Annotated in this window: 35 protein-coding genes; all 35 read right to left on the reverse strand. The window is 47.2% G+C overall.

The genetic code is table 11. The features are described 5' to 3' along the window. Window positions 1-181: 181 nt before the first annotated feature. The 35 genes from H8L47_RS24975 to H8L47_RS25145 all read right to left on the reverse strand — a co-directional run bounded on the left by H8L47_RS24975 (window position 182) and on the right by H8L47_RS25145 (window position 25572). Complete coding sequence (locus H8L47_RS24975) at window positions 182-619, reverse strand: hypothetical protein (RefSeq protein WP_186956398.1); 438 nt, start codon at window positions 617-619, stop codon at window positions 182-184. Next, window positions 616-1755, reverse strand: a complete 1140-nt coding sequence (locus tag H8L47_RS24980) for a hypothetical protein (protein WP_186956399.1) — start codon at window positions 1753-1755, stop codon at window positions 616-618. The genes H8L47_RS24975 and H8L47_RS24980 overlap by 4 nt, the downstream gene beginning before the upstream one ends. A gap of 151 nt (window positions 1756-1906) precedes the next feature. Next, window positions 1907-2152: a hypothetical protein gene (locus H8L47_RS24985; protein WP_186956400.1), complete on the reverse strand. Its 246-nt coding sequence runs from the start codon at window positions 2150-2152 to the stop codon at window positions 1907-1909. Between the two features lie 375 nt (window positions 2153-2527). Beyond that, window positions 2528-3061: a hypothetical protein gene (locus tag H8L47_RS24990; protein ID WP_186956401.1), complete on the reverse strand. Its 534-nt coding sequence runs from the start codon at window positions 3059-3061 to the stop codon at window positions 2528-2530. After that, the gene (locus H8L47_RS24995) at window positions 3051-3317 is read right to left on the reverse strand and encodes a hypothetical protein (protein WP_186956402.1); all 267 of its coding nucleotides are present in this window, start codon (window positions 3315-3317) and stop codon (window positions 3051-3053) included. The genes H8L47_RS24990 and H8L47_RS24995 overlap by 11 nt, the downstream gene beginning before the upstream one ends. After that, the gene (locus H8L47_RS25000; RefSeq protein WP_186956403.1) at window positions 3308-3496 is read right to left on the reverse strand and encodes a hypothetical protein; all 189 of its coding nucleotides are present in this window, start codon (window positions 3494-3496) and stop codon (window positions 3308-3310) included. Before H8L47_RS25000 ends, H8L47_RS24995 begins: the two co-directional genes overlap by 10 nt. A 247-nt stretch (window positions 3497-3743) precedes the next feature. Beyond that, window positions 3744-4292 carry a hypothetical protein gene (locus H8L47_RS25005; protein WP_186956404.1) on the reverse strand — a complete coding sequence of 183 codons (549 nt, stop codon included), beginning with the start codon at window positions 4290-4292 and terminating at the stop codon, window positions 3744-3746. A 126-nt stretch (window positions 4293-4418) separates the two neighbouring features. Next, on the reverse strand, window positions 4419-5915 hold the full coding sequence (locus H8L47_RS25010; protein WP_186956405.1) for a hypothetical protein: 1497 nt from the start codon (window positions 5913-5915) through the stop codon (window positions 4419-4421). Window positions 5916-6063: 148 nt separating this feature from the next. Further along, window positions 6064-6309 (reverse strand): hypothetical protein, encoded by a 246-nt coding sequence (locus H8L47_RS25015; protein WP_186956406.1) that lies wholly within the window; start codon window positions 6307-6309, stop codon window positions 6064-6066. 376 nt (window positions 6310-6685) lie between these two features. Further along, window positions 6686-7219, reverse strand: a complete 534-nt coding sequence (locus H8L47_RS25020) for a hypothetical protein (protein WP_186956407.1) — start codon at window positions 7217-7219, stop codon at window positions 6686-6688. 247 nt (window positions 7220-7466) lie between these two features. Continuing rightward, complete coding sequence (locus H8L47_RS25025) at window positions 7467-7934, reverse strand: hypothetical protein (RefSeq protein ID WP_186956408.1); 468 nt, start codon at window positions 7932-7934, stop codon at window positions 7467-7469. A gap of 16 nt (window positions 7935-7950) precedes the next feature. Then, window positions 7951-9333 (reverse strand): hypothetical protein, encoded by a 1383-nt coding sequence (locus H8L47_RS25030; protein WP_186956409.1) that lies wholly within the window; start codon window positions 9331-9333, stop codon window positions 7951-7953. Window positions 9334-9484: 151 nt separating this feature from the next. Next, window positions 9485-9730 (reverse strand): hypothetical protein, encoded by a 246-nt coding sequence (locus tag H8L47_RS25035; protein WP_186956410.1) that lies wholly within the window; start codon window positions 9728-9730, stop codon window positions 9485-9487. A 74-nt stretch (window positions 9731-9804) separates the two neighbouring features. Continuing rightward, on the reverse strand, window positions 9805-10227 hold the full coding sequence (locus tag H8L47_RS25040) for a hypothetical protein (RefSeq protein ID WP_186956411.1): 423 nt from the start codon (window positions 10225-10227) through the stop codon (window positions 9805-9807). Next, the gene (locus H8L47_RS25045; RefSeq protein WP_186956412.1) at window positions 10220-10702 is read right to left on the reverse strand and encodes a glycoside hydrolase family 108 protein; all 483 of its coding nucleotides are present in this window, start codon (window positions 10700-10702) and stop codon (window positions 10220-10222) included. Before H8L47_RS25045 ends, H8L47_RS25040 begins: the two co-directional genes overlap by 8 nt. Further along, complete coding sequence (locus H8L47_RS25050; RefSeq protein ID WP_186956413.1) at window positions 10689-10970, reverse strand: hypothetical protein; 282 nt, start codon at window positions 10968-10970, stop codon at window positions 10689-10691. Before H8L47_RS25050 ends, H8L47_RS25045 begins: the two co-directional genes overlap by 14 nt. Before the next feature lie 366 nt (window positions 10971-11336). Beyond that, entirely contained in the window at window positions 11337-11792 is a 456-nt protein-coding gene (locus H8L47_RS25055) for a hypothetical protein (protein ID WP_186956414.1), read from the reverse strand. An 8-nt stretch (window positions 11793-11800) separates the two neighbouring features. Continuing rightward, entirely contained in the window at window positions 11801-13336 is a 1536-nt protein-coding gene (locus H8L47_RS25060) for a hypothetical protein (RefSeq protein WP_186956415.1), read from the reverse strand. Then, window positions 13315-13617, reverse strand: coding sequence for a hypothetical protein (locus H8L47_RS25065; protein ID WP_186956416.1), 303 nt, complete (start codon window positions 13615-13617; stop codon window positions 13315-13317). Before H8L47_RS25065 ends, H8L47_RS25060 begins: the two co-directional genes overlap by 22 nt. A gap of 52 nt (window positions 13618-13669) precedes the next feature. Beyond that, a complete protein-coding gene (locus tag H8L47_RS25070; protein ID WP_186956417.1) occupies window positions 13670-13927 on the reverse strand; it encodes a hypothetical protein in 258 nt (85 codons plus the stop codon). 59 nt (window positions 13928-13986) lie between these two features. Next, on the reverse strand, window positions 13987-14181 hold the full coding sequence (locus tag H8L47_RS25075; protein WP_186956418.1) for a hypothetical protein: 195 nt from the start codon (window positions 14179-14181) through the stop codon (window positions 13987-13989). A 77-nt stretch (window positions 14182-14258) separates the two neighbouring features. Further along, window positions 14259-15809: a hypothetical protein gene (locus H8L47_RS25080; RefSeq protein WP_186956419.1), complete on the reverse strand. Its 1551-nt coding sequence runs from the start codon at window positions 15807-15809 to the stop codon at window positions 14259-14261. Next, window positions 15796-17220: a hypothetical protein gene (locus H8L47_RS25085; protein ID WP_186956420.1), complete on the reverse strand. Its 1425-nt coding sequence runs from the start codon at window positions 17218-17220 to the stop codon at window positions 15796-15798. The genes H8L47_RS25080 and H8L47_RS25085 overlap by 14 nt, the downstream gene beginning before the upstream one ends. Then, window positions 17210-17368 (reverse strand): hypothetical protein, encoded by a 159-nt coding sequence (locus H8L47_RS25090; protein ID WP_186956421.1) that lies wholly within the window; start codon window positions 17366-17368, stop codon window positions 17210-17212. Before H8L47_RS25090 ends, H8L47_RS25085 begins: the two co-directional genes overlap by 11 nt. A gap of 2 nt (window positions 17369-17370) precedes the next feature. Continuing rightward, the gene (locus H8L47_RS25095) at window positions 17371-18207 is read right to left on the reverse strand and encodes a hypothetical protein (protein WP_186956422.1); all 837 of its coding nucleotides are present in this window, start codon (window positions 18205-18207) and stop codon (window positions 17371-17373) included. A gap of 38 nt (window positions 18208-18245) precedes the next feature. After that, window positions 18246-18659 (reverse strand): hypothetical protein, encoded by a 414-nt coding sequence (locus H8L47_RS25100; protein WP_186956423.1) that lies wholly within the window; start codon window positions 18657-18659, stop codon window positions 18246-18248. Window positions 18660-18667: 8 nt separating this feature from the next. Further along, window positions 18668-19447 carry a hypothetical protein gene (locus H8L47_RS25105; protein WP_186956424.1) on the reverse strand — a complete coding sequence of 260 codons (780 nt, stop codon included), beginning with the start codon at window positions 19445-19447 and terminating at the stop codon, window positions 18668-18670. Further along, the gene (locus tag H8L47_RS25110; protein ID WP_186956425.1) at window positions 19447-20055 is read right to left on the reverse strand and encodes a phage adaptor protein; all 609 of its coding nucleotides are present in this window, start codon (window positions 20053-20055) and stop codon (window positions 19447-19449) included. The genes H8L47_RS25105 and H8L47_RS25110 overlap by 1 nt, the downstream gene beginning before the upstream one ends. Beyond that, window positions 20052-20336, reverse strand: a complete 285-nt coding sequence (locus H8L47_RS25115; RefSeq protein ID WP_186956426.1) for a hypothetical protein — start codon at window positions 20334-20336, stop codon at window positions 20052-20054. Before H8L47_RS25115 ends, H8L47_RS25110 begins: the two co-directional genes overlap by 4 nt. Further along, entirely contained in the window at window positions 20336-20620 is a 285-nt protein-coding gene (locus H8L47_RS25120; protein ID WP_222616676.1) for a hypothetical protein, read from the reverse strand. Before H8L47_RS25120 ends, H8L47_RS25115 begins: the two co-directional genes overlap by 1 nt. Window positions 20621-20755: 135 nt before the next feature. Beyond that, window positions 20756-21679 carry a DUF5309 domain-containing protein gene (locus H8L47_RS25125; protein ID WP_186956428.1) on the reverse strand — a complete coding sequence of 308 codons (924 nt, stop codon included), beginning with the start codon at window positions 21677-21679 and terminating at the stop codon, window positions 20756-20758. Between the two features lie 24 nt (window positions 21680-21703). Continuing rightward, window positions 21704-22684 (reverse strand): hypothetical protein, encoded by a 981-nt coding sequence (locus H8L47_RS25130; protein ID WP_222616677.1) that lies wholly within the window; start codon window positions 22682-22684, stop codon window positions 21704-21706. A 113-nt stretch (window positions 22685-22797) separates the two neighbouring features. Next, complete coding sequence (locus H8L47_RS25135) at window positions 22798-22959, reverse strand: cupin domain-containing protein (RefSeq protein WP_186956429.1); 162 nt, start codon at window positions 22957-22959, stop codon at window positions 22798-22800. Next, window positions 22956-23237 (reverse strand): hypothetical protein, encoded by a 282-nt coding sequence (locus H8L47_RS25140; protein WP_186956430.1) that lies wholly within the window; start codon window positions 23235-23237, stop codon window positions 22956-22958. Before H8L47_RS25140 ends, H8L47_RS25135 begins: the two co-directional genes overlap by 4 nt. Then, on the reverse strand, window positions 23224-25572 hold the full coding sequence (locus H8L47_RS25145) for a portal protein (protein WP_186956431.1): 2349 nt from the start codon (window positions 25570-25572) through the stop codon (window positions 23224-23226). Before H8L47_RS25145 ends, H8L47_RS25140 begins: the two co-directional genes overlap by 14 nt. Window positions 25573-25576: the final 4 nt, after the last annotated feature.

Genomic DNA, 25576 nt, shown 5'->3' on the forward strand with positions numbered 1-25576 from the left:
AAAAGAGGCTGCCCCAAATGGGGCAGCCTCTTTTTGTCATACTTTGTAAATACTTTTTCTAAACAGCTCGATTGGTACCAGCTAGCAAATCACTAGATAAGCCGCTAACGAAAATCTCATTTTTCAATTTTCGCTTCCACGTTCAGGCTGTTGACAATGATTTTTATGTCTTCAGAATATGCTATTTAAATTGCAGTCTGGCAGCTGGATTATAGGTGACATTTTTTATGACTTTCCCTTGTTTTCTTTCCTTTGAAAAATCCGGCTCGCCATCAATTATAGGCGGCCCTTCGTCTTCAGTAAAAGTGATATCCAAGAGATCTTCATTTTCCCAGGTGGCTTTAACGTTTAAACCACGAGACATTAAAGTAAATTGATCCAACTTGAATTCTTTTCCATCTCTGTTTGAAAGAAAAATTTTCACCTTCTTCTCATTGAGATCGAACCATTGGTCAACCAGAGACATGTGAACATAGCCGTGGTAGATCCAATCCTTATTATCAGGTTGTGCACTGGCGGGAAAATAAAAATGCTGCCCAACATAATGTGTACCTCTGCACGAAGTGATTAAAAGGATCAAAGTAATCAACACACATTTACGCAAGAAAACAAATTTCATTGACGCTTACCTCCATTTGTCTGAGTCTCAGTCCATTGACGCGCTTCTTTTGCCACTCTTTTGACAGTCCCTACAACATCATCATCTATGTCGAGACGCCCGTTTGGCGCTCTTGGGTAGGGAACTCTTGCATGTTTAAAAGCCCCTTCGAGGTCATTGTGACAGTCATTAAGCCAAGGGAGCCACAATCCCCTATTCCAGCCAGGATAACTTTCGATACGCTCCATAAATTCACGAGCAGTCATCCCATCTGGAAGAGTAACACTATGATAAGAATTTTCAAAGCCTTTTCCTCCTGTTCCTTTCGTAATGCCGAAAAGACCGTCACGACCTTTTTGTTGTTCCGTTTCAGGGCTACCCACGTAGGCATGATTTAATCCAGGTATTCCGAAAGCATCGCTGGAATAAACACGTACAGTTGGACGTAAACTTACACCTTCATTACCAGGCCTCGTAGCATTTTGAGAAATTGGGGACGCACTCCTGATCGCTAGTAAGCCTCCCGGTATTGTCCCATTTGATTTCGATGTTCGGGAATTTACTCCAAGTGCAGAATTAGATCCCTCGTTGTTTTGAACATTTTGTGCAAGTGAGTAAAAAGGAATTGAATCAAGATTCAGATTGCCATTCTTAATATTATCAAGAAAGTTGTCACTCATTCGCTTTGTATTGCTACTTTCAGTTTTTTGGGGAACGACGAGCACAGATCGAAGGGGGCTACGCTTGCCACTCAATGTGGCGTATTGATTCAATTCACCAGAGCTTGGTGTGTACCCAAACTCTTTCTTAAACTGTGTTTTTATCTCATCACCCTTTACGTAGGATGCACCCTTATCAATGTCTTGATAATTTGCTTTTTCTGGACTCAAAAAAGCTGATTCCGACAAATCACCAGAATCTTCTACCGCATCATTTGATACCGGGCGCTTCGCCTGCACGCCTCCAAAACTGGCCATGCCCTGTCCATAGTCATCGCTCATATCTGTGCTGTCGACAAACGATAGTGGTTCTGAACTAAGTTCAAGATCACCACCAGCAGCACTCCATGGCAAGTAACCGACATTAAAACCATTGCCAGACGTATCAATGAGATATGGCAGCCCATCGTCACCATAAATTCTTTGAAAATTTGCCATTGTTTGTTTCCTTTAAAAAAGGGATTTGCCATACCTGCTTTCGCCTGTACTAGTGCATGGCTATCAATAGAGTGCTAATTTTTTATGGACAAAAAAAGAGGCTGCCCAAGATAGGCAGCCTCTTTCTCGTTATGCTTGGCAAGTAAGTTATCTAGCCAGGTCGTTTGGTCGTAGCGACCAGATCATTAAACAAGCCATTGACGAAAGGCCAGGCTTGTTCAATTTGGGCTTCCACGTTAAGACTTGTGGCGATGAAGTTGCGTATGATCAGAGCCTTGCTATTGCCTGGTGTCGCAGGGATCAGGCTTTCTATGTCGAGTATCAGTTTCTTGATTTGCTCTTTGTGTTCAGCCAGAAAGCTGATGACTTGCAATATGGTTGCGGCGATTTTCAGCATGGTTTGTCCTTTAAAATTGACATGTATATTTCAAAGTGATGCCGTCGATTGAGTTGACGTAGTCGCGGGCCGAGTCAGCTACGGAATGTGGTGTCGGGCCCGGCAAGTGGGTTGTCACTGGCGACAATTGCCCAGTAAGGATAGTGCTGTAGGCAATTGTTGCAGCAAGTGTCGATATTGCGGGTAAGAGACCGTTTATCTAAGCAGCACGTGCTCTCGATCTATAATGATCTCGACCGGCGGCAAGGATGGGGGGTGACTATTTAAAAATGGGTAGCAGTAGCCACCATCACTTTGTCAGATATGTGATGGTGGTTAGGTTGCTAATTTCAAAAGGCTGGAGGTGACGGGAGGTACAAAGTATTCTCGCTGGACCTACATTTTTTTGGGACAATTCGGCTCGACATCATATCCCAGGGAAATATACAAATGACTGAGTTTCTTCTTTCCCTCCCGTCTGATCAAATGCATTCCCTCTGAGCTATAACAAGTTGACACGGTTGAAACCACTTTTTTATCAGTGATTTGAAATTGCATACCTTTGGCTTGAACATTCACATTTTTCCCAATAACAGCAAATCCAATAAAAGGATCTGGATAAGAGACGGAATTATTGAATTTCAAGCGATATGCGTGCATCTTCCGATTACTCAACTCATCGGCAACAACTTCATCAGACTCTAATTGAATTTCCTTCTCAATTACTGCTTTTGTGCAGCATTGTGCTTTGCCACCTTTACAAGGAAATTCAAGCTGAATTTCCTCCAATTCAGATAAAACTCCGGCCGTAAATAGCAAGGGAGGCTTACCTGGGAATACTTTTACAATTCCATCGAGTGTCGTTGCCGCATATATTGACTGGGATAGTAATATTCCCATTGATAGCATGAGTGTATTCTTAATTTTCATTATCTGACCAGTGTGGTTTAGATAAAATATCAATGCCTGCAGAAATTAAATCCTCTTTCCATCTATCAACGACGATACTATAAATATTTTCAAAGAAAATCCGCGGCTCATTAATACTCCATGCTGTTGGCAGGTAAAGGGAATCCGATGCATTATGATCTGGATGAAAAATCACAGAAAAATCAAAATACTTGTTATCCAACGCATTTTTAAGTACGAGGACTAATTCAACTTTATGAGCAGCGGTCAATGCCAAAATTCCTCCACAAAAAAATATCGATCAAACAAAGTTTTCAATTGTCCAGATTTATTAGGATCAAATTGATTAAGTTCTTCTCCCAAAGTTTCTTCTCTGTCATAGACATCAAAACAGTTCAAAAAATCTTCTGGGCCAACAATAAAATCTGCACTGCTATTAACATGTTTCAATCTCATAAGTATTTACCAATTTGGGAATGCAGTAAATGGGGCATTCAAATTTTTATCAAAACCAACCGTCCACTTTGAAAGGTTGGAGTTAAAAATCGGCGATGCAGGCACTTGTGAGTTGGGATTAAACCCTATATCAGGCTAAATGCCTATGGGTACTTGGATGAAAATCTCGAAAAAACGGGCAATGTCTTGCCCGTAGAGTCTCAAAGTAGAAACCATCAACACATGGGTTGAAAACATGCACTAGATACTAAGTTTCTTTTTCCAGCCATGATTGCACTGGTTGAATATCGAATTCTTCATGGCTCCTTTTGTCGATATCCACAATCATATTCTTGAGATAGGACTCAAGAGCTGAGAATTTGACCCAAAAATGAATAGGTTGACCATCCTCATCAAGGCGAGAAAAATCAGGCTTACTCTTGTACTTCAAGATTAAAGGCACGTCTCTATACTTCCAGACGGGTGTTTGATGTATCAGACACCAAACACCATCTTCGTGCACTTCAATAGGAATATGATAGCTCTCATAGACAGTATCAAAATTAGTTCTATGGAGAAAAAACAATCCTAGCTCGCCACTAAAACTTGGCAACTCACGCCATCCTGCCTGACCACAACCTTGCACTTTCAACCGCTCATGCCCAAAACTAAAATAGCGATGTCTGAATAAGTATTTGGTTCTATAGACTGTACCTAACTCCAGAATACTTTCATCGTCTTCCACATAGGGAAGCCTGGCGAGTATCAAATCATTATATTTTAACAGTCGTTTGAAAGAATCTATAAATAGAAACATTTAATCCCATCTCCTGCAAAATACGATTATCAGGCCTACATACACGCACAGCGTATGTGATCAGATTCACTTTTATTGCTTACAACTGTACTATGGCTCAATCTAAATTCACATTATAAACTGTAGTCATTGCTTCCAAGGTGTAGCGCCAGCATCAATCATCCTAGGAATATACTTCAAGAGTGTACCTGAATTTTCCGGTATCGGCAGTCCTAAGCTTGCCGGATATGTTGCACAATTATATGGAGTTTTCCCACCACCTCCAGGCTTAAATGAATAAGGAAATTCAGGCAATGGAACTTCCACGCCGCGTGAATTATGAAGCTGCTGTGCCAGTTCAAATTGTGGACGTGTAACGGGAATATCTAGTTTATATACAGTCTGTTTGCCTAGCCCACCTCGAGCTTGAAGATTACTTTCCAATGCTTGCTCAAAAAATTCTCTATCTTTGTTTATGATCCCAGGAACGACCTCTCCTTTTCGCAATCTTGCTCCTGCATTTTCTATGTCACTCACTATTTTTGGACCATGCCCATATATTGTATTACCTCTATCAAAGCTGTATCCAACATGACCGTACAACAGGAGAGGATTTGAAATTCTTGCCGTCAATTCCTTGGTACCAGGTGTAGCAAACAATGAGTACGAATATGGTTCGTATCCACTGTCAGCCCCAAAATTATTGGTCACTCTTTCGGCATCAATAATCTTTTTTTCCTGAGATGCAATTATATTTGCACGTCGCATCGCATTGACGGACTGCATGCCTAAGTTCAAGGTCTTCCCAGCTCCAATGCCCAATGCCGTGCCAGCCAATGAACTCCCCTGAACACGCCCCTCCTCTCTTCCTGCGCTTGCGAAATCACCCTTCCTTGCATCCAGAAATGCGCGGCGCTGCTCGTCTTGCATACGCTTGCCACCTTCTATGAAAGCAGACGGAAAATCGTTGAACATGGAACCTACTGCTGATGGAATGTTCGGTATGCCTTCAATCAGATCTCGTGCACCACTTTTCAAACCGTCCCATTTTCCTGAATAAAAATCGGCAATATCTTGAAGATTTAGGTGTGGACTATACACATGACCAAGTTTTTGATTCGGAAATGCCGTGTAAGACCTTGGCATCATGCGCATCTCCTCCTGATTAAGAAGACCCCGATTGCTGACCCCTTTATCATTTCTGGTAACCGAAGATATGCTCCTTATGTCTTCATTACGCATCAATTGTGCGGTTTTCTTTGGATAGACAGGGCTCTGTTGAATGCGCTGAACTCCCTGGTCGATTTTATTTCCTGATGCGCCGAGACCAAATTGGCCAAAATCACCGTCCTGATAGTCCGCTTTTTCTGCGCGCAGAAAATCCGATTTCGCCAAATCACCCGTATCGGATATCACGCCGATGGATTCAGGTCGATTTGGCTGAAATTCTCTGGAACGGGCCATGTCTTGTCCGTAACCGAAATCCATCTCTATACCACGAGCAAATGGTGGTGGTTCTGACCTTAATTCAAGATCATCACTGGCCATGCTCCAAGGAAAATAGCTGTCATTAGCTCCTTCGCCTGATGTATCAATGAGATAGGGAAGTCCATCCTCTCCAAAAATTCTTTGAAAATTTGCCATTGGTTGTTTCCTTTAAAAATGTATTTGCCATACCTGCTCTCGCCTGCGCTAATGCATAGATATCAATAGAGCATAATTTTTATGGACAAAAAAAGAGGCTGCCCAAGATAGGCAGCCTCTTTCTCGTTATGCTTGGCAAGTAAGTTATCTAGCCAGGTCGTTTGGTCGTAGCGACCAGATCATTAAACAAGCCACTGATGAAAGGCCAGGCCTGTTCAATTTGCGCTTCCACATTCAGACTGGTGGCGATGAAGTTGCGTATGATCAGAGCCTTGCTATTGCCTGGTGTCGCAGGGATCAGGCTTTCTATGTCGAGTATCAGTTTCTTGATTTGCTCTTTGTGTTCAGCCAGAAAGCTGATGACTTGCAATATGGTTGCGGCGATTTGCAGCATGGTTTGTCCTTTAAAATTGACATGTATATTTCAGGGTGATGCCGCCGATTGAGTTGAGGTAATCGCGTGCCGAATCAACCACGGAACGTGGTATCGAGCCCGGCAAGCGGGTTGTCGCTGCCGACAATTGCCCTGTAAGGATGGTGCTGCAGGCAATTGTTGCAGCAAGTGTCGATATTGCGGGTAAGAGACCGTTTTTCTAAGCAGCGCGTGCTCTCGATCTATAATGATCTCGACCGGTGGCAAGGATGGGGGGGTGACTATTTAAAAATGGGTAGCAGTAACCACCATCACTTTGTCAGATGTGTGATGGTGGTTAGGTTGCTAATTTCAAAAGGCTGAAGGTGACGGGAGGTACAAAGTATTCTCGTTGGACCTACATTTTTTTGGGACAATTCGGCTCTACCTCATATCCCAGGGAAATATACAAATGACTCAGTTTCTTCTTTCCTTCACGCCTGATCAAATGCATTCCTTCTGAGCTATAGCAAGTCAACACTGTTGAAACCATTTTTTCGTCAGTGATTTGATATTGCATACCTTTGGCTTGAACATTCACACTTTTCCCGATAACAGCAAGCCCAACAAAAGGATCTGGATAAGAGATGGAATTGCTGAATTTCAAGCGATATGCATGTATCTTCCGATTGCTCATCTCATCGGTAACAACATCACCAGGGTCTAATTGAATTTCCTTTTCAATTACTGCTTTTGTACAGCATTGTGCTTTGCCACCCTTACCAGGAAATTCAAGCTGAATTTCATCTGCTCCAGATAAAACTCCAGCAGTAAATAGCAAGGGAGGCTTATCAGGGAATACTTTTACAATTCCATCAAGAGCTGTCGTCGCGTATATTGACTGGGATAGTAATAATCCCATTGATAGCATGAGTGTATTTTTAATTTCCATTATCTGACCAGTGTGGTTTATCGGATACTAACTTTCGCACGCCATAACTTGCCCCCACGGGATAAAGATCACTTTCCTTATCTACTCGGACGGCATTACCATTTGCATCAGTAACGGTGCCTCCAAGCAAACCAGTAACCCTCATGTCTAGCACTACTTAAGCTGTGCATCGCGAAAAGAGTACAGGTGGATATCTGGTATTTAAAACAGCTGAGCTTTAAATGACAAAGTCACCTCAAGCATAAATTTAGCCTCTGGAGATTTCTGCTGTCACCCACATCAACCCTACACATGCCAGCAACATCTCTGGATTGAAGGCTATACATCCCGGCGCTGTCTGCATTCTGGTACTTGACGCCGACTTTTGTGGTGAATCCACCAGCTCATAAATCTCATCCGGATGGCCCACGTGTCTGATCACCCAAGTGACTACTTTTCCGCGTTCATTTTCACTTCTTTCCCATCCAAATTCATACGTATCCTGACTGGAATAGAAACCGGTCTGGATGAAAAAATATTTCTTTTTGAATTTGTACTCGGTCGTCCCAAATCGAAAATAGGAACGGGCATCGGTGGACATAATGAACTGGTCACCTTTGCGAATATCCAGTCTTTGTTCTTTCCAGATGAATTCATAGGAACTAACATCAAATGAATCTGATACGCATTTTAATTTACCGTTAAAAAATGATGTTCTACCCAGTTCAATCCACATTATGACGCCTCAGTTTTTATTGTTTACGTTTCCTTAGCTCCAAAGAAACGCCAAAGCCAGGAAAAGCCTTTGAAGAAAGTTCAAAATTTGATGATGGTGTCATCATACTATCACCACTCAAATTCTGACGTAAACCCGGCACAACTTCCAGTTTTACAGGCTGTCCTAAAACGCTGACACTTTGTGGGAGTGGAATTGGAATGGCGGGAAGATTTTTTTCCAAAACATTGTCAAATTTTGGCGCAGAATCTCCCCAGCCATAGGTAAACCGACTAACTTGATCAAGCAAGCCATTTGCCTTCCTGCTCTTGTATTGTAAGCCGACGCCATCGTTCCCTATCATGAATTTCTTATCTCCATACTTGACGGCCAGCCTGACGGTATCAGGCGTCACGTATCCTTCGCCGATTCTCTTTATCGTTCCACCAATCGCATCTTTGACGTCATTTTGCAATGTGCCATTCATAGCCGAGTCATATGTTGAGGCCGTTAATTTTCCGAGCCCCAGCCCTGCATCAATCAAATTGAATCCCAATTCACGAGGATAACTATTATATTTCGCTATTTTTCCTAAAACACTATCGCCTTCGCTCAAAATTATCTCGTCATTTCTTTTTCGGGTATGAGCCTTCAGATCATCCCAGACCGTCCGCATATCGTCATATGACTGAGAAAAACGTGACGGTTCATCCAATGAATTTGTCAGACTCACACGCATTGCACGCTGTGCATCCTGCATAATTCTCAATTTTCTCGCTTCATCGGCACGAACATAGTTTGGGTCGGCATCTTTTTCAGCCTGAGTTGTCCGCCACAAGTAGCCATTGGTCAGTGGATCACTTTGTGCTGCCTCTCTGCGCTTTTGAACAAAGTTGGCGTTTCCGGCCCAATAATCCTTGAACTGACCTGGACTGACATCAATCTGATGCAGGCTGTCCAGGCTTGGGCTGTTTATTACACGATTCACGCCCAGTTGATGTGCACTCCGCATACCATTCAAATTGGCATACTGAATCAACTCACCGGCGCTTGGCGTATATCCATAATTCTTCCTGAATAGTGCTGTCATGGTGTCACCGGCGCGGCTAAGGTCTCGTTTGTCAAAGGCGTCGGTTGCATATCCAGATTTTTCTGATCGTAAGAAGTTGGACTTGGCCAGTTCAACATCGTCATCTATCGCGCCCCGACCTGGCATGGCAACGGGGGCAAATAAATTGCTACTGTCAGACATGGGCAGACTGTAGCCAAAGTCACGCTGTGCTTCTGCATAACCCGGCAACATCCCTGGGTCAGACCTGAGTATGCTCAGATCATTTAAGTAACTGCTGTCTTCATCAAGCTTCAAATCCTTATACAGATCAGACAAGTCAGATTCATCTTCGTAAAGTTTGTACGCCATATTTTTCTCTTGATACGGTTGAGGCGTGCATTTGCATGCCTCAGGTGGTTTAGGTAATATTTTCTAACAGAACGGATGCACAGAATCCTGCCTGTCAGCATATGTTTGTAAAAGCGGCGATGGAGGATTTTCTTGTGTGGTGAAAATGATTTTAGTTCGGGCGTTTGGTCGCAGCGACCAGATCATTAAACAAGCCACTGACGAAAGGCCAGGCTTGTTCAATTTGTGCTTCCACGTTAAGACTGGTAGCGATGAAATTGCGTATGATCAGAGCCTTGCTATTACCTGGTGTCGCAGGGATCAGGCTTTCTATGTCGAGTATCAGTTTCTTGATTTGCTCTTTGTGTTCAGCCAGAAAGCTGATGACTTGCAATATGGTTGCGGCGATTTGCAGCATGGTTTGTCCTTTAAAATTGACATGTATATTTCAAAGTGATGCCGTCGATTGAGTTGAGGTAGTCGCGCGCCGAATCAACCACGGAATGTGGTGTTGAGCCCGGCAAGCGGATTGTCGCTGTCGACAACTGTGGTGTCAGGCTGATGTTGCAGCGCGGCTGTTGCCATAGGTGTTGATATTGCTGGCACGCTGCCGATGAAACTATGATCTTCGATTGGAGCGGGTTGCCCTGCTTTTGCTGGCAATAGACCGACTCTTTTAGAGGTAATGACAGGGAGCACGACACCGACAAGACTGACGACGCCAATAGCAACACCATTGAGCTGTTCTGAGGTGATGGCCAAATGGATACCAAATGCGTCACCAAATTGCGCCAGCGCACCCAATGCTGCGGCCAGAGCGGCGACTGAGATGCCGCCGTTTTTCCAGAGTTCAACATTGCTGATCTCGCTGCCTTTGCGAAAAAGATTAATGACTGCATTGATTTTTTCAAACATGATCTGTCTCCCATAAAGCATTGTTTGCCAGGCGGTTGACCCAACCCGCACCAAAGGTAGGCCAGTTGGATAATTTGGTGTAGAACTTGATGCGGTGAGCAAGCATGCGTTTGAGCAGTTTGTCGGCATTGAACTTGCCAACTGCTGCCAGGGTGATGGGGCCGATGATGCCGTCTTCAGCGACACCAACGGCACGTTGCAGCAATCTTGCTGCCGTGCCAGCTCCGCAGTTGACCGCGCAATCGAAGAATTCAAAGGCAACGACCAACGGGAATTGGTCCAGCTGATTAGCATCCCAAAAATCACGCTTGTAAAGTGCTTTGGCTTGCTCTGCCGTGAGCGCTGCAATATCCAGCTTGGGGTAGCTACGCTGGCTGATACCGAACCGGGTAAGTTTGCCAGCATCCAGCGGATGGTTGCTGGTGCCACCTTCGTTTTTTAATATGGGAGCAATGCAAGTATTAAAGTTGTTCATGTTGATGTTCTTTCCATCGTTGTTCTGCTTCTAGTCTTTCAATTTCTGTTGTTTGCAGGCTGACCCAGCGCTGGCGTAGCAGAATGAGCGAAATCGCTATGCCGATGAACATGGAAGCAATCGACAAGTAACCTTGTAGTTCGGCAATTGAACTTAAGGGTGCAATTGCTGTGGTAATTGCGGGTACGGCCAGCGCGGCTTTTGGGTTGTTGACGACAGCTTCCAGCACCTGGCTGGCGGCAGTTTGAGCATGATCTGGTAGTTTCATGAAGTAAGTCCTATCGATAAATTGCCAGGGAAATCTGGCTGTGATTTTTTCTTTCCTTTAAGCTGGACGGACTGCAATGCGGCGATCTTGAGATGCCTCGAGGATGAGCCTGCAAATAAAATACAAAGATAGAAACTTGGCTTTCATCTTGCATTCCTCTCTTCATCGTCATGTGATGTTCATGGACAGGCTTGTGCTTGTGTAAGATGTTCAAAAACAAAAACCCGCCAAAGCGGGTCATTTCTTACTCAACTTAGATGGTCTGGTGCTTACATCGCAAGAAAAATTGGCTGCAAAGCACTGAGCTCATTCGTTGCAGTTTTCCGTTCGATGCAATGCCAAGCTTGATAGTAAGCAATATCGATATCAGCGACGGCAGAAAGTTGGATAAGGATCGTCAATATTGCTTGCCTCGAAATTGTCACCAGAAAAGCGCTGTACATCAGGGAAGTATGCCCTGCCGCCAAGAAAAGGTTTTGTGGGATCGCCCTGTAGAGCTCGCCGCCATGGATCGAATTTGCTTCCCGAAGTAAGCTCTGCTGTTGCCTGATTGGTCAGTTGTCGTAACGAATCACGTCTGGCTGACAAGGGCATTGAAGCATTTTCTAAAGCCAGTCTGCTCCTTAATACTTGCTGTTGTTGCCGATCTTTTGTAGTTTGCAAAGTTTGCTGGTAACTTTGCATCGCTCCACCTAAAGCCTGCCCGAGCGAAACTGGTGTACGAGAAGGCCCGCCAGCTTGCAAGAGCGCCATAGCGGCAGCCATTTGCGCCTGCGATTGCGGGTCATCGCCCCCGCCTGAAAAAAAATCTAGTAGTCCCATCTTTGCCTCTATTTGCTATGTTCATAAGGTGTAAACACTGGCTGACTTCCATCTGCGACTACTTGATTTCCGCCAGAATTGGTTCCACTGAATATTCCGCCAAACTGCTTGAACAATTGTGCACCAGCCATCGCGCCTCCAAGGATATTCGCGCCGGTGTTTTGGTAAACCGGTGTTGTTCCAGTGCTAGTTTGCGTGCTGCCAAGGTTCGCATAGGGAGAAATCAAGTTGTTGATTTTCCCGGCCTGGTTCAACGCATAATCATTTTGATTGTTTGCATAGCCGTATTGTTGATTCGCCAGATTTGAAAGCAATCCGGCACCAGTTGCCTTGTTCTGGCTGTTGAGCTGATCCATATTGAATAAAGCGCCAGCATTGTACTGATTGGCCCCTTGCTTGTTGTTCAGGTTAGCCATGTTCATCTGCTGATTGCCGCCGTACTGCATAGCATTGGCGGCATTTAGTGCTGCGGCATTGAACTGATTGTTCTGCAGTAATTGGCTTAAGTAGTTATTGCCGACACCGGCGTTAAACTGGTTGTTCTGATTCAACATTTGGGCATTGGAAAGGTTGGTTTGATTCTGGAAACCTGCGTTCTGACCAGCTACGTTGAATTGCTGACCTGACAGACCTGCCAATGCAGAAAGCTGATTCTGCCTGTCTTGCCCATACGCCTGCGCCTGGGCAGCCACCGCTGCATCCGTTTGATTTTGGGCTACTTGCGATAATGCCCGGGTCATGTTTCTTGCAAGGGAGTCCGCTGCTTTTCCTTCAGCCAGACCTTGGCGAGAACCGCCATACTGACCATTGACAATCGCATCTCCTCGAATAGATGGCAGCAAGTCTTGCTTGAAGCTGGTCAGCATGTCGTCTTTGAGATTTTGGAAATTAGCGTTACTTTGGTTCAAACCTTTTTGTATGGAACCAGCAAGAAATGGATTGTTTCCCAACTGTCCGTAAATCACATCGCTATATGCGTGATTCAGATCAAGACCATTTTGCCCTGGCGCATTGATCAGGCTGACATTTGCCGTATTCGCATTTGCAGTGTGCGGTCCTTGATTACTAAAAGGGAAAGCCGATTGAGCGACGTCGAATGGCGATGTGTAGCCACCCTGCGCAGCCTGCATCTGATGTGCTTTTCCGCCACTATCAGACAATGCCCATGAAACATGCCGCAATTGCCCCATATCGAAGGGCAAGTCGTTGTTCAGATAAGCATTATTGTAGTTTCCGAACGACTGCAGACCTTGATTTTGTGGTTTGTCAAGCAATCCTTGAAAACGAGATAGCAAACCCTGCGATGCCGGATTGTAATCTGACTCCGCATAGACAGGCCGACCATTGGCATCTGTTCCGGTTGGTTTCGCGCCATCCTTGAGTGTCTTCCCGCTACCGTACAAAATTGCGGCCATGCGAGGATCTATTTCATTTTTTACGGTCTGAGTTGTAGGTGCAGATTGTGATGGACTGCTGCCGCGACTACCAAACAACCCTCCAATTATTGGCCCAGCTATCATGCCTAATGCTTTTTCGATGCCCATGTCCTTGTACTCCTGTAAATTTCACCGTCTTGTTTGAATCCGAGTGAAAGTAATATTTTTTTACCATCTTCTGTTGATGCTCTTGAAATCGCTTCACCGTATTCATTAATGATTCCGGTAATTGTCCTCAAAGCGACACGCCCAAACCATTTCCCCTTGAGAGTTGGGTCAACACAACAATGGACTTCGTTACCCAAAACCAGCATGGCACCTGCCAATGTACCCTGGTAATGAATCGGTACTGCTTCAAATTCTTTTGTCAACACTTTGAATTCATTCAAGGTCATACCGCCTAGTCGAGACTCAACCGCCGCGAAAGATTTTTCTATTGCTTCACTCCTCAACATTTTCAACGCAGCCCGCGCTTGCTATTCCCCCTTGATCGGGGCTGGCATTCCTCATGACTTCTTGAGCAATCGTCACCAGTGTTTTCGGATCATTGGCGTAATGAGACAATACTTGCATCCACTTGTCGGCATCGGGCAACTTTGCTGCGTGCAATTGCGATACTATTTTTTGCACAGTCTGAGGCGTCGGACTTTGCATCAGCATGGAAGCCAGTTTTATAGGGTCCTTGCTTTCTTTTTTCATGTTGAGCAGGCCGCGGCCAGGCATGGCTTGAGTGTCGGAACTAAATAATGTGTCCATAATTATCCTAAAAGTATCCAGGCCGATGCTGCGCCTTTGTAGTAATAGATTCCGCCACCAGAGCCGGGATTCCATAGCGTTCCGTCGGCATAGCTGATATCTCCGTCCCTGGGTTTGATTGGGGCAACGGTAGTTTTTTCTAAATGACCTAATCCATTCAGACTGATGGCTACCGCTATTTTTTGCAGTTCAGACATAAAAAAACGCTGCATTTCTGCAGCGTCTGTAGGTACTTGCCCAGGGGCGTAATTAACAGTGCCAAGATTGGATGCTCTCACCATGCCCCCATTGTTTCTACGTCAAAATCGAAAGAATCAAGCCGCCATTGAAATGCGGTCCCCGTTGCGAATTTGATGGCTATGTAACGACCTGAAACGAACAGGTCCGATGCGACACTTGAACCTATGGTATAGGTCACATCCGTATAAGTTGGGTCTGCATAAGGTGTCGCCGCTGTTCCTACACTAATGATTACAGTTTCCCCAACGTTCCCGGATATTCTTGCTCTGATACCCCTGACGCATTTGATGCTTTCAGCTGTATCAAACGAAAGCCCCCGACGTTCCAGATAAGCTGGGGGTATGCTACCGTTGAAGCTTGCTGAGGCATCGAGCATGTACAGTTTTCTGTCATTGGATGCCATCAAGACACGGGCAGAATCCGGTGTATAGTCTGGTCCATTCCAGAATGTCAAATCTGAATCCCACGAATCGGAGTCTTGCCCCCAGGCTCCGCCCAAGTCTGTGGACACAGAACCGTAACTTGCATGATTGACATTTGGCAAATCACGAAATGACACCGTTTTGTCTACGAAGTTGTACACCATGGCCTGGTCGCAAGCGCTTGCCCCGATTGATGGATAAGCGAGGTAAATCTCGTTCAGGAAAGGATTTTTGAAGCAAAATACCAATCCCCGGTTTGTTACATCAATGTTTTGAAAAAATGACCTGCGTGTCTGTTTGTCTAATACAGATGTGACCGACTGTCCATCATGAACGATGACATCTGAGCCAGTAACGACAAAGTGCCAGCCATCAAACTCTACCGCACAATTGCGATTCAGCATGCCAGACATTCCCATTATTTTAGAGAATCTGAATACTGATTGCCCGCCAACATAATCCATTCTATGGGTAGAGTTTTCTGTATAAATGATGAATGAATCCCGCAACGACAAGCCATCCACGATAGGACTGATGGCTTCAGCAAGATCAGTTTCACCAGCATCCTTGGTGGTATCTGCCGAGTCCCACGTTGATGGAAATGCCCCTGGATCAGCAGGATGCGACCATTTCACCAGAAAAGGTTTATTGATGCCAGCAGCGGTGACATTCAGGGCAACCAGAAAATTTTTGTAAGCCCGTAAGGACTTACAGTAAGTATTGGTAGGCCAGTTGACCAGATCAACGAATTTGTTTGAGCCATTCAAGTCCCAGGTCATTGGTATTTTAGACGTGTCACCTACATTCACTATTGGCAATCCAGATAAGAGGGCATGCGTCCATTGATTGACGACACCATTACGCGGTGTCAGATGCGTTATGTCAGTATGTGTTACAGAACCACCCGAATAAGTCACAGCATGTGCTTTTCCCGCAGACAAATATACCCAATACCGATTCCCGGATATAGTTACAGCAAATACATACTGGGGTATCACTGCAGGTGAACTATAAACCTCCCCATGACCATAAAATTGATATGCATAGCCGTCAATGAAACGGATGTTCCGGGCATCTGTCCAGGCATTGATGGGCAACTCATGCTGTGACAAGTCTTTGTTGACACCATATTGACCAACTTGCTGCACTTTAACGAGAGCCATATGCACTTAGCAATCCGTAGCGATTTTGACTGACCAGTTGTTGCCCCTGATCTAAGAGACCTTTTGGCTGCTGGAAACTGTTTTGAAATCCCTGGTTTTGCTGACCATACGGGTTCTGCTGATTTTGTTGACTATGTAAACCATACGGGTTTTGCTGGTACTGCTGAAATGGATTTTGTAAATGACTGTTCTGTACGCCATAGCTATAGGGATTCGGGTGTCCTTCTTGTGACTGCTGATTTGCCTGCTGCTGCCCCCAAGCCCCTTGGTTGTGCCAATAGTCCTGCGCTCCGGGCTGATTCGGACTAGACCAGTCCGTATTCACTGCCTTGTTATAGGCGTCTGTCCGCTGGAACGGCTGCACATAGGGGTTTTGTGCTTGCTGTTGTTGCGCCTGTGCTGTCTGTTGTTGATTTGCAGGAGTCTCCATCCCGGCCATGCCATATGCCTGACGCAGATTGAATAACTGCTGCTGCGCATTATTGTATGCGCCATTGTTGTATGCTTTTGCATACGTCTGATGCTCTTCGTCAATTCCACCCAATTGCTGCAATTGCTGAGGAGCCAGTTGAAACATTTGTTGCCGCAGGAATTCCTGTTGAGCAGGATTCATGGATTGCGCCTCAGCAATCCGGCGCTGCATATCGATCAGTGGATCGCTGGCGTACATACCAGATGACGGAACACTATCAAATGGCTTGACCGCCAGCTGTTTTTGGCGATTGGCAGCAGCGGTTGCCAATTCGGATTGCATGCGCATAGCGGCAAGTTTTTGTTCGTAATCCGGGCGACCACTTGCGCCAGGCATACCCAGATCACCAGCCTGATAAGGACCACCAACATTTCCCAAAGCTGCCATCCTCGCGTTCTGGGCAGCCAGGTATTCCGCTGTAGGCATCCCATTTGCTGTCCCAGATTTTGAACCGGCATTGCTCGCTTCTATCGATGTGGCGTCATTAGCTTGCGTACTCGCAGCACTTTGAATATTGCCAGATCCTATACCCTTGCCGCTTACCATGTTTTGCGCTGCAGCAACCTGGAAAGCTTCACGAGCTGAAACTATGCCCTTAGTTTTGATCTCCTTGTTCCAATAGTCGATGCCTGCCTGATCACCCACTTTGCCAAAAGGCGTGTAAAAATCAGCTGCCGAAATTCCGTTGGTGTGAACAGAGCCGGATTCCTGAACAGTACCAACACCTCGACCTGAGATTAAATTGTCGCTGGCCGCCTGGTAGAAAGCTCGCTGAGCTAACTCCTGACCTTTGTTGGCAATTTCCCGGTTCCAGTAATCAATACCGGCTTGATCTCCGGTTCTACCAAATTGTTTATACCATTCGGCGGCATTACCGTTACGCAGTTGCGAGCGTTGGTCAGTCGGATCTCCAGCAACACCATTAGCACTAACTGCCATGAATTTTCTCCTCTATTAATGGTTTGGTGAATGCCTTGCCATCCCAATGGTCGCCAATGGAAACCGTATCATCACAAGGGATGTAAGTAGCCACCATGCCTAAAGCTATATTAACTACGATGCCTTCTTGAATTTCTGCGCTTTTCATGATTACCACCAGTAAATGATTACAAGGCCGTCACCTCCCTTGCCAGTGACTGCGCCAACAGTTCCGTCAACTCCACCGCCACCGCCACCCGGCAACCCGCCGTCTACACCATTTGCTCCCGGCGAATTTGCGCCTCTCCCTCCCCAACCACCGCCGCCCTGCAGTGCGCGCAAAATGCCATTTTTGGGTGAAGAAGACCAGGAACCGCCAGGTGCATATTGACCTGATGCGCCAGCATTTTGTTGATAGCCTCCCCCACCACCTGCAGAGAAAATGCTGCCGCCACCTTGATTCGAGGCACCTGCACCTCCGCCGCCCCATACAGCGTTTCCTGGAGACGTCAAACCATGAGACCAACCATGTGCTCCACCATAGTCAGAGGATGCGTTTGCATTGATGCTACCGGAGAGTCCATTTCCACTTATGGTGGGATTTCCCCCTATCCTGCCAGAGCCAGCGCTTGCTATCCCGCCACCACCGGCACCATCACCGCTCCTCCCTGCCCCGCCATAGGCTTCCACAAAAATTCCTAATGCTGGACTACCAAACGACGATTTCCCGCCGGTATTCCCCCCTACATGACTGCCTGGCGAAATTACCGCTGCTCCGCCTGCACCAACCACAACAGGACAATTTGTCCCTGGCTGGAGCGTCAACGCCGTGAAAAACTGCCTATTCCTTGCTCCGCCCCCTCCCCCACTTGACGCAGAAGCAGAACCTGCGGTGTAGCCACCGCCACCACTACCGCCGCCACCAAACACGTCTACAATAAAGTTCAGGGCCTGTGGCAAAATGAAACTGCCGGACCTTTCGAATATCTGGTAGTTTGGCGATCCCATTGGAGCGCCTGGAATTCCTGGAAAACCTGAAGACATAGTCAATAATCCCCCATATGTACACGCACACGCCAGCCTGCAGTCACTGAAGTACCGACAGTGGCATAGAGTGTATAACCAGCTGGAATAGCGCGATTCAATGGAATAACCACTTTCGTCTGACCCGCGACCTCGCTCAATACAGTGGCAGGCAGACTAATTTCTTCCCACAAAATATTATTTGCAGACGTCGTCGTAGCAGAGCCATTATTGAGAAATACACGCAAGACTGATGCCGCATTTGTTCCAACTGGCAAGGCTTCAACGCTCTCTACGAACGCGCCATTCGGGCCTGCTGCAAGAGAAATTTGCGTGACAGGACCAGTACCATCTTTACTGGTATTTGCTACAGTGATCGGAGCTGATATCAGAACCCTGGGTATCAGCGGGAAAATTGGTGAAATATTTGCTGCCATACTTATCCTCAGAAATTGTTGTATAAATACAGTACACTCGCGGCGTTTGTCCCCCAACTCGCGTTAGCACCATCCGTCGTCAGCACCTTGCCCGCATTCCCGGTTTGTCCAGGCAAAACAGGAGAGAAAGCCTGCGCGACAACAAAAGCGCATGTAGCGACTTCGTTGGTAGCCGTTCCTGTCGTTTTGGTTGCAGCGGTGATTGTTGCAGCAGTAAAGTCCTGAGCCCCTGCCCATATTTGACCATCGACATTACCTTTTGCTGACATGCCTGGTCCACTCAGTTTGCCCGACACCGAAAAATCACCTGTGACGATCTGATTCCCGACCATAGTCAAATTCCCCGTCATGGTCTGATTGCCAGTCCGCAGCAAAGTCTCTGACCCTGCAATAATGACGAAATTTGTACCGTCATACATCAACAGCAATGGCTGGTTGGCAACAATGTCACCGGCAGTAGGCTCTGCCCCCAGCAAAGTCTTGACAGGTTTTGCGCCGAGACCAGACACATTCACTGTCAGAGCACCCGTACCTGCATAGACTGGTCGATACAACAGCATCAGCCCGGTCGTGTATGCTAACAAAGCAGTTGCTGGATTCAAGACATGCGCTGCCGCTGTACCCGTTTCTGCCGCAGTAATAATCACAGCACCAGTGAAACCAGCGAAGCATTCCTTCAATACCGTTTTTAGCATACGGATATGATCATCACCTTGAGATTTTGGATCAGATGCGGTTGGATTCGTGATCGTCAAATCATTGATATAGTTTGCGGTTTCCAGTGCCATTATTTAGCCCTCACTTGCATGGTTGAACCTGAATACCAGTCTATGGAATTAATGGCGTCCACACTTTGCAAATACAGTTTTTCAAAGGTAGGAATACGCGCATCATTCATGATGAAAGGCTGGGCTGCGCATAAAGCAGCGTACAGGTACGCGTTGGGAAAAGCCGCCAGCAACCAGTTCGTCGTATTGATAGTTGACAAAGCTGGTATGCGCTGCTGATAAGTCAATTCCAGTTGATAAGCTGCATCCGGTACCGGTGCCAATTGCAGCTGTTGGCCAATGACAGAAAATGCCACTGGTGTGCCAGTTGCGGCACCTGCGTGATCAGCGCTGAGCTGATCTGGAGAAGCATAACGCAGCACCGTCACCGGATCGCTGCGCAATATCAACCTCCTCATTTCCAGCATATCAAGCGGCAAGTTCACATAGGCATTGCCAGCTATTGTCGGTAGATTGCTGCGTACATCCATGGGTCGTGCAACAATATCCGACGACATCTTGGCCTCAGCCAAAGCAATAAAATCAGCAATGAACGGTGTCAGATCAGTACGATGCAACCAGCTACTCACGGCTGTCTGCAGACTTGCATAATCAGTGATAGCGCTCATACCTGGCCTCCCCAGACACGAAAGGCAGACAGTGCAGGATCAGCCAGCATGCTCTTTACATGCACGGCTTCCGCCATGAATTCCTGGAAACTGATACCTTTGTCATTCAGATATTTCTCTACGATCACCATGGGGAAAGACGCTGCATGCCGCATATCAGCCGAACCATGCTTTCCTTCCTTGTGCAGCGCTTGAGTATGCTCAGCAATGGCCGTGCAATCCTGCACACGCTCAAACGTAACATCACCACCTTCTACATGGATATTGGTCGTGACTGCCATTACATGTTCTCCAGTGGGGAAACCTGTACGACACCCGCAGCAGCCACCTGTATCGCGGCGATCCTGTCATTGCCATTCACACTCAGGATGACCGCGTCGCCAGGCTGCACCTGCAAATCAGTGCTCAAAGCAGTCGCAGATGATTTTCCAAGTCGCACACAAGCTGGCGCGGTCGCCGCGACACGGATAAAGCGCGGTAATTCACCGCTGGACATTGTTGGAATAGTTGCAGATGCAGACGTACCCGAAGTGGCGATTGCCACCCCGGTGGTCTGACTCGACACGGTGATGTATCCACCATTCATAAAACCTCCTGCGCTTCACAGCGTTTTGATTCAATTGAAAAAGGCGGGGCTTGCACCCGCCAGCTTTTTATGTCGCCATCAAAAACCGATGGCTGCATATTCGAACATCAACAATTACAAGACGTCGTAAATCGCACCATGCGCTTTCGGTGCACGGCATTCCAGCGTGTACTCCACCACCAGTTCACGCTGTACTGCATCGCCTGTCGTCGCCAGTTCGATAGTGCTAAACGGGCGCAAATAAGCCAGAGCCAATTTGTCGGCCTGCAAGACAAACACATCACGCGCTGCCTGGAATCGGTTCGGTACCACCTTCAAGGAACCAAAGTCAGATACATACACATCAATCGCAGCATACAGCTTGGCGTCTTCCGACTTGTCAAAGCGTGTAGCATTACCAGAAAATGTAGAGAAAGTCTGTTTCTGCGCCGGGCCAACCATGATGGTGTCAGGCTCGCCACCAGCGCTATAGCATTTCTGCAAGACGTTCTTCAACTGTGCTTCAGTAAAAGCGCGCGGTGTACCGACCGTGCGGCCAGTGTTACCGGTATACGATGCCAAAGTACCGGCATTGTTATCGACATTATCAACTACCCAACCGATCAAACCACGTGCCTGGCGTGGCGAAGTTGCTGCCACATCGAGTTGACACAGAGCCGACTCCATATCACGCTTCAACTCCAGTGAAGCCATGGACAACTGATAAGCCAGTTCATCCTTGCGACCCGCCGGGTTCATCGCTTGCTGGGTACCAGAGACGATCACGGTCTTCGATGCGATTTGCGTACGATTACTCAAGCGCACAGTCGGCGTCACGCTCTTGGCCGTGGCATTATCACCCTCTGCTTGCGCATTGGTGGTCACTGCACTGGCCAAGTCCTGCGTTTGCCATTCATGCAAAGTATTGCTGGCCTTGGCCTTGGCCGCCATATTCATCAAGGGCGTAGTGGTAGGCGAAATACGATAGATAATATCGCTGAGATCTTCCTTGTTACCGATTGCACTGGTCGTTACATAGGTATTGCTTGGTGCTGTCATAGATTTCTCCGGGGTCTCGCGACCTTAAATAAATTTTGCAAAAAGGGATGCAGCGTCTTCAACTCTGCCGGATTTGGCAAGACGCTGCATGGCAGCCTGACGACCATCACCACCGGGCGATTCGCCCACACCCGGTCTGACTACCTTTTGCGGTATGCTCGTCACACGTTTGGCTGCCGCATTGGCTTTAGACATCATGGCGTCGTACAACATGGCTTTGCGTCCCAGCAAAACTGCCTTGTGGTCGGCAATGCTGTCTACCAGATGATGTTCAAAACCTTGCTCCAATAGATAGCGGCGAATGGCGTTACTTTCAGCCTCAGCCTTTCTGCTGTCTTTCCAGTCCGGTAGCTTGGCAAGAAGTTCTTCTTGCTGCGTATGGAGCACAGACTGCAGATGGTGCGCCTGCTCTGCCTGGGCAATATGCGCCAGGTGTTGTTGTTGCTGAATATTTTTCTGATAGGCTGCTTGTCTCCTTTGATAGAGGTGCTGCTGTTTCAGATATTCAGCCGGGTTATTGTCCAGCAAATGTTCCCAGTCTATCTGCTGTTGCTGGTTCAAAGCGCCTTCGATTTGCGCCGCCATCTTTTGCAGATTGCTGGCATATTCCTGGCGCTCCTGGGTAGCCCGCTGGATCTCAGCATCAGCGGCTTTACGCTGCTCAGCCACTTCCATGGTCTTTCTGGTATAGTCGGATTGACGCAAGCCGTTTTTATAGGCATCTGCCAGTTCTGCCTTCGATAAATTGACAGTCTTGCCATCTACTACTATGGTGACAGCCTCATCATCTCTGGCGTACAAGTCCTGTTCTGCATCCTCAGTGACAGGCTCTTCAGAAAAAGTATCATTTCTGTCCCGTCGACCACTCAAGTCATCCAGAACTTCCTTCTCCAGAGCCTGAGCACTCTTTTCATGTGCCTGAGGTTCCAGAAAGGCGCCCATGGCTTGCGCTGCACCATCTACATTCAAAGCACTACTTGTGGGTTCAGTTACCTGATTGTCCATATTCCATCTCCAATCAATGAATGGGACTTCCACCCATTCCCGGCGCCTCACGGCGTTAAGATTTATCCGGCAGAAAAACCGCTATCGCGGCCATCCAGTGTGCCGGACTAACACTAGACTTTGATAATTTCACCACTATTGAGCTGATAAGCAGCCTCGCCACATGCCACTCTGACCCAGCCCTTGGCTGTCTGTATCATCGCCACCGTAGGATGCGGATGAAAAGCCATTGCAACAGAATCCTTCCAGCCCTTGAAATCTTGTACCGCCTTCACCAGTTCTTCAAACGATGCATCAGGCCCTGTTTGTGCTCCACTTCCAGTTGCGCCAGCTTGCCGGTTTCCAGCGTTGTATCGAGCTGGCTTTTGAGTTTCTTCAACATGGCCAGATACATCCAGAGTTTTTCCCGTCCCTCGGCGTCGCGTGCTGGAGAGTTTTTCCATTTTTCTGTGACCTCATTTTCTATATCAGCAAATGCCTGCTGATAGGCTTCATTCTCCAGCACTTCCCTGCCGCGGCTGGCTGCGTGTACGCGTTGTTCAAATGTGCTCATCATTCACTCCTGTCAGTCCATTTGTCATTTCGGTAGTCATTCCATCCACGAAGCAAGCATCCAGTTGTGGTTGCGGCTGCATCTTTGCCTCCGCTGTAATACGGGCGACCATCATCCTGGTTTCTGCCTCCAACTGCGCTTTCCAACGCTCAAACTCCATGCGCTGCTGGGCAAGCTGTGCATCCAGTTGCGCTTTATGCTGGCGTTCCTGCATATCATTCTGCGACTGCGCCTGCTGTTTTTGCGCTTCCAGTTGCAGTTCACGCTCGCGCAACATGGCTTCCTGCTGCAATTCACGTTCACGCATTTGCATCTCCATCATGTGCTTTTCTTTACTGGCCTGCATTTGCATCTGTGTTTTTTGCTGCTCCGCCTGCATCTGCATTTGTGCAGGATCAGGCGGTGGTGGCGGTGCTGGTGGATTTTTAGCTGGATCGCTAAAAAACTTGTCGCCATTCTTAAAACCCAGCAAGCGCGCCAGTTCAGAACTCGATTGGTAAATCCCTTGCGGATTCGCTATCCCCAAAGGAAAAACCTTCTCCTGCTGCGCCAGCAAGGCCATCAGATGATTCACTTTCTGGTCTTTGTTACCCAGACCTATACCAACATTGATACTCACGTCAAACTGGTTGCGCCATTCACGCGGATCAATATCCACCCAGCCATTTGATAATCTGACCTGTGCCTTCTTGTCCTGATGCTGGCATATCAGTTTCAACACCAGTTTGAACAACTCAGTAAAACCTTCCGCAAAGTTGCGTGAGATCAAATCCAGACGCATATCCGCCTTGTTGGTGATGATATTCATCCCCTGCGCAGTCTGGTTCAAGCCATCAGAGTCATTGCCCTGGCTATAGCGCGTCCAACCTGTCTTGTTTTCCAGGTCTTGCTGTATGTAATCGAGCAGGCCCATGGCTTCGCCAGTATTACCTTGCGCCTGGTCAAGTCTGCCCACCGCGCCGGGCTGTTTGATACGCACCACACCACCTGGGCGCGACGTCAGCAAATCATCCAGATTCACCTGACCTTCCACTGCGTAATAGCGGCCATTGACGTTCAAATACAGATTATCAAGCTGACTGCGCAGGATACTGGTCTTGGTTTTCTGGCTTTCCATCGCCAGATCGGCAATCGACAGACCAAAAAAAGTATGCGGCAATGGCACAGGCGTAATATCAACAAAGGGGATGAAATCCACCTCTTCATTGTCAAGCAACTCATTACCCGCCACAGTTACCTTGCGTAATTCACTGATGCCATCACCGTCAAAATCACAACGCACATAAGCTTCCGTGATCCAGATCTTGCGTTGACTATCATCGGCACTCGTCGCTTCGTCTGACAAATAGGCATTTTCATCATTCCAGCTCAGTCGCTGTACGCGTTCCAGATTCAAGGCTTGCCCCTGATCTTCGCCACCGATATTGTCCACGTTCTTGTAACCCATGGATTTCAGCTCAGAGACCGTGCGTTGCACTCTGTGGCCGACAAACTTGGCTGTCTGTATGTCCTTGGCATTGCGCGCAATCAGAAATTCTTCAGGTGGCACATTGTCGATCTGTATCTTGCCGCCAGTCTTCACGCGCTTGCAAGTAATGTCATACAGCATTTCAGGTGGCTGTGCCTGAATTTGCTGTAACTGCGCTTGCAACTGCTGCACCGCTGGATTAGCTGGCGGCATATTTGGCTGACCAGGTGGCTGTCCGGGTTGCTGAGCGTTCGCTTGTGGTGCCTGCTGCATTTGCAGACTGATTTGCTGGTTAATCTGTTCGACCGCCTGCTGACGCTGTTTGGCATCATCCTCATCCGGATAAGTCTGCTGAGCTATCACCTCAATTTCAGGATCATCCAGGATTTGCGCCAACTCTATCTGATTCAGACCTTTATATTCTTCTTTCGCCTCTTCAAAACGCGTATCCCACCACACCTTGACGATACCATTTTTTTGTAGCAGAGCGTCCTTCATCCACACATAAGCTATCTTGTGACCATTGTTCTTTTTAAAGAACAGGTAATTGATATACTCGGTCGCCGCCTTGGCCCTGGCTTCGTCGTCCGGGTTTTGCGGTTCAAATTCGACAATTGAATCACCACCGCAAAACGTCACCATCAATTGCGGCAGCATAGACTCTATCGTGTCACGCACATCGGTAGAAACTACCGATGAACGCCCATCCACTTCTGGCGGTGACAAATCACCAACCGCCAGGCCAAGATAATAATATTCCGCCTTTTGCCTGGCTTGCGACAAACGCGAAGATGAATAACCCAGGCTCTGGCGCATTTCTGTCTGCACCAGTGCTTTCAATTCGTCTTGAGATAAAGCTTTAGCCATTCCA

The organism is Undibacterium umbellatum (genome assembly GCF_014284125.1).
Lineage (GTDB): Bacteria > Pseudomonadota > Gammaproteobacteria > Burkholderiales > Burkholderiaceae_D > Undibacterium > Undibacterium umbellatum.